Source organism: Neisseria sp. 74A18, assembly GCF_001308005.1.
Classification (GTDB): domain Bacteria; phylum Pseudomonadota; class Gammaproteobacteria; order Burkholderiales; family Neisseriaceae; genus Neisseria; species Neisseria dumasiana.
Window position 1 is genome coordinate 1 of record NZ_LGZA01000048.1, and the last position, 10,108, is coordinate 10,108.

The 10,108-nt window shown below is 44.4% G+C and carries 13 protein-coding genes and 1 pseudogene; 2 read left to right on the plus strand and 12 right to left on the minus strand.

Annotation, left to right across the window (positions count from 1 at the left end; all coding sequences use genetic code 11):
• Positions 1-107: pseudogene (locus tag AKG43_RS12875) on the plus strand (IS1595 family transposase); the annotation flags it as partial.
• A 198-nt stretch (positions 108-305) separates the two neighbouring features.
• On the opposite strand, the gene AKG43_RS11190 reads toward AKG43_RS12875, so the two are convergent.
• From AKG43_RS11190 to AKG43_RS11235, 10 genes are all read right to left on the minus strand, one after another.
• Positions 306-731: a F0F1 ATP synthase subunit epsilon gene (locus tag AKG43_RS11190; protein WP_054600628.1), complete on the minus strand. Its 426-nt coding sequence runs from the start codon at positions 729-731 to the stop codon at positions 306-308.
• A gap of 10 nt (positions 732-741) precedes the next feature.
• A complete protein-coding gene (gene atpD / locus AKG43_RS11195; RefSeq protein ID WP_054600629.1) occupies positions 742-2,139 on the minus strand; it encodes a F0F1 ATP synthase subunit beta in 1,398 nt (465 codons plus the stop codon).
• A gap of 36 nt (positions 2,140-2,175) precedes the next feature.
• A complete protein-coding gene (gene atpG, locus AKG43_RS11200) occupies positions 2,176-3,051 on the minus strand; it encodes a F0F1 ATP synthase subunit gamma (protein ID WP_054600630.1) in 876 nt (291 codons plus the stop codon).
• Between the two features lie 25 nt (positions 3,052-3,076).
• On the minus strand, positions 3,077-4,624 hold the full coding sequence (atpA, locus tag AKG43_RS11205; protein WP_054600631.1) for a F0F1 ATP synthase subunit alpha: 1,548 nt from the start codon (positions 4,622-4,624) through the stop codon (positions 3,077-3,079).
• Positions 4,625-4,634: 10 nt separating this feature from the next.
• Positions 4,635-5,168 carry a F0F1 ATP synthase subunit delta gene (locus AKG43_RS11210; RefSeq protein WP_054600632.1) on the minus strand — a complete coding sequence of 178 codons (534 nt, stop codon included), beginning with the start codon at positions 5,166-5,168 and terminating at the stop codon, positions 4,635-4,637.
• A gap of 4 nt (positions 5,169-5,172) precedes the next feature.
• Positions 5,173-5,643: a F0F1 ATP synthase subunit B gene (locus AKG43_RS11215; RefSeq protein ID WP_054600633.1), complete on the minus strand. Its 471-nt coding sequence runs from the start codon at positions 5,641-5,643 to the stop codon at positions 5,173-5,175.
• A gap of 72 nt (positions 5,644-5,715) precedes the next feature.
• The gene (gene atpE, locus AKG43_RS11220; RefSeq protein ID WP_004284425.1) at positions 5,716-5,949 is read right to left on the minus strand and encodes a F0F1 ATP synthase subunit C; all 234 of its coding nucleotides are present in this window, start codon (positions 5,947-5,949) and stop codon (positions 5,716-5,718) included.
• Positions 5,950-6,035: 86 nt separating this feature from the next.
• Positions 6,036-6,902, minus strand: a complete 867-nt coding sequence (gene atpB, locus AKG43_RS11225) for a F0F1 ATP synthase subunit A (protein ID WP_054600634.1) — start codon at positions 6,900-6,902, stop codon at positions 6,036-6,038.
• Entirely contained in the window at positions 6,892-7,245 is a 354-nt protein-coding gene (locus tag AKG43_RS11230) for an ATP synthase subunit I (RefSeq protein WP_054600635.1), read from the minus strand. Before AKG43_RS11230 ends, atpB begins: the two co-directional genes overlap by 11 nt.
• 310 nt (positions 7,246-7,555) lie before the next feature.
• Positions 7,556-8,416, minus strand: coding sequence for a ParB/RepB/Spo0J family partition protein (locus AKG43_RS11235; RefSeq protein ID WP_054600636.1), 861 nt, complete (start codon positions 8,414-8,416; stop codon positions 7,556-7,558).
• Between the two features lie 139 nt (positions 8,417-8,555).
• Here AKG43_RS11235 and udk point away from each other — a divergent pair, with 139 nt between their 5' ends.
• Positions 8,556-9,191: a uridine kinase gene (udk, locus tag AKG43_RS11240; RefSeq protein WP_054600637.1), complete on the plus strand. Its 636-nt coding sequence runs from the start codon at positions 8,556-8,558 to the stop codon at positions 9,189-9,191.
• Between the two features lie 85 nt (positions 9,192-9,276).
• Here udk and AKG43_RS11245 read toward each other — a convergent pair whose 3' ends face one another.
• Positions 9,277-9,705, minus strand: coding sequence for a hypothetical protein (locus AKG43_RS11245; protein WP_231718160.1), 429 nt, complete (start codon positions 9,703-9,705; stop codon positions 9,277-9,279).
• 116 nt (positions 9,706-9,821) lie between these two features.
• A partial coding sequence (locus AKG43_RS12585; protein WP_156300670.1) for an IS30 family transposase occupies positions 9,822-10,108 on the minus strand: 287 nt, incomplete at its 5' end.

Here is a 10,108-nt window from a genome sequence, read left to right on the forward strand (position 1 = left end):
TCGACCGAAAATCTTTTCCTCTGTTCTTGAAAGAATGTGAGTTTCGTTTTAACTTCGGGACACCAAAGCAGCAGTTAAAAACTTTGCGGCTTTGGTGTGGTGTTTAGGGCTAATCTACTTCAGCCCCATTAAAAATTAAGAGGATTAACTATATAAGTACGTAACCGATTCTGTTGCCGCTTTAGCGGCATACACAATCGTTCTCTTTAACCAGGGCGTAACAACACCGTAGTAAAATTAAGCAGATTGACTATACAATAAAAAAGCACAGCAAATGCTGTGCTTTTGGTTTAACAAACAGATTTTTATTTGTTTTTTTGCGAACGAATATAATCCAAGGTTTTCAGCTGCGCAATCGCTGCAGCCAAAGCTGCATGAGCTTTAGCCAGTGAATCATCATCAGCAGCTTGAGAAATGCAGGCTTCTGCGGCTTTCTTAGCCTCTTCAGCACGAGCTTGATCCATTTCTTCGCTACGCACTGCAACATCGGCCAATACAGTCAGCTTATCCGGCTGAACCTCCAAAAGGCCGCCTGAAACCGCTACTAACATTTCTTCGGCAGAACCCGGTACTGTCAAACGTAAGGCACCCGGGCGGACTAAACTCATAATCGGCTCATGTTTGGGGTAAATACCAAGCTCACCAGCCAAGGTCGGCACAACCACAAAACTGGCCTCCCCTGAATAAATATTCTGCTCATTACTTACCACTTCAACTTGCATGATACTCATGCCGGCCTCCTTAGTTTACGGTTTTCGCTTTCTCTACGGCTTCTTCGATACCGCCAACCATATAGAAAGCTTGTTCCGGCAAGTGGTCATATTCACCGCTCAAAATAGCCTTGAAGCCTGCGATAGTGTCGCGCAAAGAAACATATTTACCCGGAGAACCTGTAAATACTTCTGCAACATGGAACGGTTGTGACAGGAAACGTTGGATTTTACGCGCACGCATAACTGTCAGTTTGTCTTCATCAGACAATTCATCCATACCCAAAATGGCAATAATATCACGCAATTCTTTATATTTTTGCAGGGTAGATTGTACGCCGCGGGCTACATCATAATGCTCTTGACCCAAAACCATCGGATCCAATTGACGAGAGGTAGAATCAAGCGGATCTACTGCCGGATAAATACCCAATGAAGCAATATCACGGCTCAATACCACAGTTGCATCCAAGTGGGCAAAAGTTGTAGCGGGAGACGGGTCAGTCAAGTCATCCGCAGGTACATATACTGCTTGAATAGACGTAATCGAACCTGTTTGAGTAGAAGTAATACGCTCCTGCAAACGGCCCATTTCTTCTGCCAATGTAGGCTGGTAACCTACTGCCGAAGGCATACGACCCAACAATGCAGATACTTCCGTACCGGCCAAAGTGTAGCGATAGATATTATCCACAAAGAACAAGACGTCACGACCTTTGCCGTTTTCATCTTTCTCGTCACGGAAATATTCGGCCATAGTCAAACCAGTCAAAGCAACGCGCAAACGGTTACCCGGAGGTTCGTTCATTTGACCGTAAACCATGGCTACTTTATCCAATACATTGGAATCCTTCATCTCATGGTAAAAGTCGTTACCTTCACGAGTACGCTCACCCACGCCAGCAAATACTGATAAGCCGCTGTGTGCTTTGGCGATGTTGTTAATCAACTCCATCATGTTTACGGTTTTTCCAACACCCGCACCACCAAACAAGCCTACCTTACCACCTTTGGCGAAAGGACAAAGCAAATCAATTACTTTAATTCCTGTTTCCAATAATTCAGTAGTGCTTGAAAGCTCGTCAAATTTGGGAGCTTCTTGGTGAATGGCACGTTTTACATCTGCACCAACAGGACCGGCTTCATCTACCGGATTACCGAGTACGTCCATAATACGGCCTAGCGTAGCTTTACCTACCGGAACAGTAATCGGCGAACCTGTATTCATCACAGACATTCCGCGCTTGAGGCCGTCTGAACTGCCCATCGCAATGGTACGCACTACTCCATCGCCTAAAAGCTGTTGAACTTCTAAAGTCAAGTCTTGATCAACCAACTTCAGGGCATCATACACATGCGGAATAGCATCGCGGGAAAACTCTACGTCAACTACCGCACCGATAATTTGTACGATTTTGCCTTGGCTCATTATCGCATCCTATTTTAAATGCACAATACCGCCACCTTAAACAGCAGCAGCACCGGCAACAATTTCTGACAACTCTGTGGTAATCGCGGCTTGGCGCGACTTGTTATATACCAAGCGCAGCTCTTTAATGGCATTACCCGCATTATCGGTAGCAGCTTTCATCGCTACCATTCGTGCGGCTTGCTCTGAAGCCATATTATCGCTTAACGCCTGATAAACCACAGACTCTAAATAGCGGCGGACCAAATATTCCAAAACAGCAACAGGACTGGGCTCATAGCGATAATCCCAATTATAATCACTGCTTTCACTCACACTTTCCATTGTGTTTTGGCCTATCGGCAATAAAATTTCATTGCGGGGCTCTTGGCGCATAGTATTCACAAAGCCTGAATACACCAAATGAATCACATCTAACTGTTTTTTCTCGTAGCGCTGGAAAATTTCGGTCAAGGCTCCTAATAATTTTTCCATTCGCGGAGTATCACCTAAATTAACAACGCTGGCGATTACATTCAATCCGATTCGTTGGCAAGCTGCTAATCCTTTGCTGCCCAAACACACCACATCAACTTCAATACCTTGGTCTTGATACTCTTGAACTTGTGCTAAAAATTTTTTCAACACATTTGCATTCAAACCACCACACAAACCCTTGTCGGTGGTAATCAGGATGAATCCTACACGCTGTACGCTGCGATGCGGCTCAAGCAGTTTGACACCATGATCAGAATGGGTTTGAGCCAAATGGCTCATTACCAAACGTACTTTTTCAGCATAAGGACGTGCAAGACGCATCCGTTCTTGAGTCTTCCGCATTTTAGAGGTTGACACCATTTGCATCGCTTTAGTGATCTTTTGAGTATTTTGAACACTGCGGATTTTGGTGAGAATCTCTTTTCCTACTGCCATCTCAGACTCCTTTCATCCTGTACTCTTAGGCTTGATAAGCGTAAGAAGATTTGAATGATTTCATAGCCTGGGTCAGTACTTGTTCATTTTCATCCGACATAGCACCCGAAGCATTAATTTCTTCAAGTACCGCAGGATGTTGCGTACGGACATAGCTCAGGAACTCAGCCTCAAAAGCCAAAGCTTTCGAAACAGGCACATCTTCATAGGAACCATTGTTGATACCCCACAAAGTTAATGCCATTTCAGCCGTACTAAGGGTGCTGAATTGCTTTTGCTTCATCAGTTCAGTCACAACCTCACCGTGTAAAAGTTGTTTTCTGGTAGCTTCATCAAGATCCGAAGCAAACTGAGAGAATGCCGCCAGTTCACGATACTGAGCCAAAGCCAAACGGATACCGCCACCGAGTTTTTTAATAACTTTAGTTTGTGCGGCACCACCCACTCGTGATACAGAAATACCCGCATTGATTGCCGGACGTATACCAGAGTTGAACAAATCTGTTTCCAAGAAGATTTGACCGTCTGTAATAGAAATTACGTTAGTTGGTACAAAAGCTGAAACATCACCTGCTTGGGTCTCAATAATGGGGAGAGCAGTCAAAGAACCTGTTTTGCCTTTTACTTCACCATTGGTCAGTTTTTCTACTTCATCGGCATTAATACGTGCAGCTCTTTCAAGCAAACGGCTGTGTAAATAGAATACGTCGCCAGGATAAGCTTCTCGACCGGGTGGACGACGCAACAGCAATGATATTTGACGGTAAGCAACGGCTTGTTTAGACAAATCGTCGTAAACAATTAATGCATCTTCGCCGCGGTCGCGGAAAAATTCACCCATGGTACAGCCTGAATAGGGGGCAATAAATTGCAATGCCGCTGCCTCTGAAGCTGTGGCTGCAACTACAATGGTATGTTCCATTGCACCATATTCTTCCAACTTGCGCACCACGTTAGCAATAGAAGAAGCTTTTTGGCCTACTGCAACGTAAATACAAATAACACCGGTACCTTTTTGGTTAACAATCGCATCAAGTGCAACTGCTGTTTTGCCCGTTTGACGGTCACCGATAATCAACTCACGCTGGCCACGACCAATAGGTACCATAGAATCGATTGATTTTATACCGGTTTGCATCGGTTGATCTACTGATTGGCGCGCAATAACACCCGGTGCAATCTTTTCGATTGGAGCTGTGAGTGTGGTGTTGATCGGACCTTTACCATCAATCGGATGGCCTAAGGCATTTACAACTCGACCCACTAATTCACGACCAATAGGCACTTCTAAAATACGACCGGTACACTTAACTTCGTCACCTTCTTTAATATGCTCATATTCACCCAGCACGACAGCACCTACGGAGTCGCGCTCCAAGTTCATAGCCAAACCGAACGTGTTGCCGGGGAATTCAAGCATTTCACCTTGCATAACGTCTGACAAGCCATGAATGCGCACAATACCGTCTGTAACAGAAATTACCGTACCTCGAGTGCGGATCTCTGCATTGACAGACAAATTTTCTATTTTGGCTTTAATCAAATCGCTAATTTCAGCAGGATTAAGCTGCATGAAAACTCTCCTAATTTGTCATAGCCGTATACAAAGCATTCAATTTACCTTGTAACGACAAATCCAGTACTTGGTCACCAATTTCAACTTTGACCCCACCAATCAATGACGTATCTACTTGAGTAGTAGCCACCAAGTTGGTACCAAAACGTTGTTGCAACTCATTGGTCAGATCATTTAACTGCGATTCATTTAGTGGATAAGCACTATAAATAACCGCTTGTTTTGTATGATTTAGTGCCAAAGTTAAGTCTTGAAATTGCGCATAAACTTCAGGGAGAATCTGTAAGCGTTTTTGTTCGGCAAGCACCAATACAAAATTTTTCAGATTTGAGTCGCTTAGATCAACCAGCTTAGCCAAAGCATCTGCTTTTTCGGCGACACTTTGCTCCGGCTGCTCGACAAATGCAGCAACTTTTTCCTGTTGCACAACAGACGCTAATTCTTTTAGTCCGCCCAACCAAGACTGTATTTGGTTTTTCTCTTGTGCCAATCCGAACAATGCTTTCGCATAGGGTCTGGCAATTGTTGCGAACTCAGCCATAAGGTTACAGCTCCTGTTTTAGGGCACTTAACATTTGCGCATGCTTCTCAGCATTGACTTCGCTACGCAAAATGGATTCGGCACCTTTTACAGCCAATGCAGCAACTTGCTCACGCAAAGCTTCGCGAGCACGGTTAGTTTCCTGCTCTACGTCTGCTTTAGCTTGTGCTGTAATACGCGCAGCTTCGGTCGAAGCTTGAGTTTTTGCTTCTTCTACAATTTTCGCTGCACGTTTTTCGGCGTTTGCCACCATTTCGGCAACTTGGTTACGCCCATCAGCTAAGAGTTCTGCAACTTTCTTTTCTGCCTGTTCAAAATCGCTCTTACCGCGTTCGGCAGCAGCCAAACCTTCGGCGATTTTATCGGCGCGCTCGTCTAAGGCTTTTGCGATAGGTGGCCACACAAATTTCATGGTAAACCATACCAAACCGAAAAATACGATTAACTGCGCAAATAAGGTTGCATTAATATTCACTTTACTTAACCTTCGTATTTAGGGTTAATCAAACAGTGTTTCGTACAAATTCGAAACGCTTCCCTGTTCGGATTAGCCTGCAAACGGGTTAACGAAAGCAAACAGCAGAGCAATGGCCACACCGATCAAGAACGCAGCATCAATCAAACCGGCAATCAAGAACAGTTTGGTTTGCAGCGGGCCAATCAATTCAGGTTGGCGGGCAGAAGATTCCAAATATTTAGAACCTACCATGGCAATGCCGATGGACGCACCCAATGCACCCAATGCAACAATCAAACCACATGCGATAGCAATCAAACCCATTTTAAAACTCCTTAATTAAAAACAAAGGTTAAAAACTACGTTGAAAAAACCATTTTTTATGATGGGAAGCAAACCAATACAGATGATCAGTGTGCATCATGTGCTTGGCCGATATATACAAAAGCCAAAGCCATAAAGATAAATGCTTGCAGAGTAATAACCAAAATATGGAAAATAGCCCATACTAAACCGGCAAGAATATGGAATACAAACATGATCGGATCCATGATTCCTACGCTGCCGGATACAGCCCATGCGCCACCTAAAAGGGCGATCAGCAGGAATACCAATTCACCGGCATACATATTACCGAACAACCGCATACCGTGTGATACCGTTTTGGATAAGAACTCTACAATATTCAGAATAAAGTTTGCAGGAGCCAACATGGGGCCGAACGGGGCAGTGAACATCTCGTGCATCCAACCACCAAAGCCTTTAATCTTAATGTTATAGAAAATACAGATTAGCAAAACACCGATTGCCATGGCCAAAGTAGTGTTTAAGTCGGCAGTAGGAACCACGCGGAGTAGTGCATGGTGCTCACCGGTAGCCATCTGCCACCCTAAGGGCAGCAAATCTACGGGAAGCAAATCCATGGCATTCATCAAGAAAATCCACACAAACAAGGTTAAACCAAGCGGCGCAACAAATTTGCGTGATTGCTCGTTGTGAACAATACTTTTACACATATCGTCCACAAACTCGAACAATATTTCTACTGCGGCCTGAAAACGGCCGGGTACTCCGGCAGTAGCTTTTTTTGCTCCGCGCCACAAGAAAAAGCTGCCTATGATACCCAACACAACCGCGAAAAATACGGCATCTAAGTTGATGAAGGAAAAATCAGCGATATTCTTAAGGCCTTGCCCTTGGGTTACATCCTGCAAACTGGTCAAGCTTTGTAAATGGTGCTTGATATAGTCTGCAGCAGTCATCGATTCACCTGCCATAGTCTCTAACTCTCAACAATGCTAAAAAAACCAGATGGCTGACTACAAATAACCCTGCTATATAGGGTAAAAATTTTAGCGTTTCGTGCCAAATTGCAAAGGTCACGATCATTAACACTAATGCCAGCATTACTTTTAAACCTTCTCCCAACAGAAAGATTTTTCCGGCCAAATGAGGGTAGGGCTTGAAAAGTTTTAAAAGTAATACCGCTGCTGCGGAAGGCAGCAAATAATTCAGGCCGCCTGCCAAGGCTGACCAAAATCCGCTTTCTCCACTAACTACCGCACACACAAAAGCAACTATTGCCAACGCAGCCAACTGCACATATAAAATCTTATTCATACAAGTGACTCAAAGGCATGATTAAGCGGGGCTACTATAATCAAGATGTGTTTAAGCGTCAAGACAATTGTTAACCTTTGTCAACTGAACATCTGCCTTAGTTTTGTTTGATATTACCGAAACTTGCTTACCTCTCACAAGCAGACTACATGATACTACACATCGTTAAAAATTAAACAGCGGATTATCTGTATATTTGTGAATATTCTGCTTTTTTTACTGTAAGTTCGGCACAATTTATTTTAAATCGAAGGCCGTCTGAAATGTTCAGACGGCCTTTGCTGAAGTTTGCCTAAATATAAACTTGTTTTTAGTAATCGTAATCGATGCCCAGCTGCTGTAAGAGATTTTCTAATGTTTCAGGGGTATCAAAATATAAAACGATTTTGCCTTTTTTCTGGTTTCTGCTCTGAACTTCTGCATTCACACCCAGTTTGTTGGTAATCGCTTCATTCAGACGGCGTATATCGGGGTTTATTTTTTTTGATGCGGCGGGTTTGTGTCCTTGTTGCAGCATTTGGCTGCGACGTTCGACTTCCCGTACCGACCATCCGTTCTTCACTGCTTTTTGAGCCAGCAATAATTGATCCACAACCGGCAAGGTTAATAATGCACGGGCATGGCCCATTTCCAAACGGCGTTGATAAAGCATATCTTGAACAGGCTCGGGCAAACCGAGCAATCGCAGGCTGTTTGATATGGCGCTGCGGCTTTTTCCTACGGCTTTGGCGATGGTTTCATGCGTGAGACTGAATTCGTCGGCCAAGCGTTTTAAACCACGCGCTTCTTCAATGGGGTTAAGATTTTCGCGCTGGAGATTTTCAATCAAACCCATGGCCAGAGCTGTTTCATCGCTAATGCTTTTAATAACGACCGGAATTTCAGTCAAACCGGCAAGCTGGCTGGCACGCCAACGCCGCTCGCCTGCAATCAGTTCATATTGCGATAAGCCTCTTTCACGCACAATCACGGGCTGTATCACGCCCTGCGCTTTGATAGATTCTGCCAATTCATGCAGAGCCTCGTCATCCATTTGTACTCGGGGTTGATAGCGGCCCGGCTGGATATCAGACACGGCTACGGTTGTTAAGCGGTCGTTTCCGCCGTCGTCGATGTTGTTGGAGATAAGAGAATCTAAACCGCGGCCCAAGCCGCCTTTGGGTTTTGCCATACGAAGTATCCTTTTTTCAGACGGCCTAATTGTATCGGATATTGACTGTTGCCGCATACCTTGCTTTTAGGGCCGTCTGAAAAATGCAGGAAGGTTTCGCGTTATAATAGCGGCTCATTTAGCAAGAGAAATGATGACGATGAAAAAACCTATTATTATCGGCGTAGCCGGTGGCTCGGGCTCGGGTAAAACAACGGTATCTCAGGCAATTTACCGTGAATTTAGCGGCAGTCCGATTACCATTATCGAACAAGACTATTATCATAAAAATCAGCCCGAACTGCCTATTGAGGAGCGTAAGAAGCAGAATTACGACCATCCTTCTGCCTACGACAATGATTTATTGCTTAACCATATAAATCTGCTGCTGGCACGCAAAGCGGTGGACATTCCGCAATATGACTACACAAACTACATACGCCATTCGGAAACCAAATACCAAGAACCGGTAGATGTGATTATTATCGAAGGTATTTTGGCTTTATATGATGAAAGAATCCGAAACTTAATGGATATCAAGCTGTTTGTGGATACTGATGCCGATTTGCGCTTTATCCGCCGAATGCTGCGCGATATTCAGGAACGCGGACGCTCGGTGGAATCGGTAGTTAAGCAATACACGGAACAAGTCCGCCCTATGCACAACCAATTTGTCGAACCGACCAAACGTCACGCCCATATTATCATTCCGTGCGACGAACAAAATAATGTGGCCATCGATGTATTGATAGCCAAAATCAGCACGGTATTACGGGAACGCATCGATCTTTCTTAGGCCGTGTCGTCAGAAAGCATTGCGGAGCTAAAAAACCGCTTCACATCTTTCTGACGGCAGTTCTAATCTCTCATTTACAGGCGTTTTAATGAACTTGAAACGGTAAAAACGACAAATCCATCGTATACGCTTTGGGGTTGGACCAATCTACTTTAACGGTTATCCGGTCTTTCAGATAAGGTTTGGGATCTTGACCCATCGGCGGACTGACGAATGTGTACATTTCGCCGTTATCCGGATTCGGTGCTACGGCAATAATTTCATACCGGTCTATATAATCGCCGTCTCCCGTTTTCCTGCTCCACTCCCGCACTTCTTGTACGGCGGCTTGAATCTCAACTCCATGACTAATCGCCTGCTGCTGTCCTTGATACTTCGGCAACAAAATAAAAAATAAGATTCCGCCTAAAATCAATGCACTTATCCAAGTAATCGGATGCGGCAGGAAGATGCCCGCCAACAACGCAATAACGAATAAAATGCCTGCTATAACCAGTGTAGTAAAAGAAATCATTTTATGGCTACTTTCGCTCTATTACTAATTAGATAAGGCAAATATAGGAGCTTATTCTGTATTTTCAAATTATTAAGAGGCCGTCTGAATTTTTCAGACGGCCTTAGATTCGAATTTCAAGTGCAACGCTCAGGCAGTAGTGGTTGGAACAGATTCAAGAATAAAACACTTGGCGTTTCATAGCCAAGTGTTTTTCTTGGCCGGTGGTTCAGCTCATCCTGAACCCTGCGTATTTCCCGCTCACTAATGTTGCGGAAATCCGTTTGTTTGGGGAAGTATTGGCGGATGAGTCCGTTGGTGTTTTCATTCAGCGCCTTTTCCCAAGAACGGTAAGGACGGCAGAAATAGGTTTCAGCCACCAATGCTTTGGCTATTCGGGTGTGGCGGTAGAATTCCTTGCCGT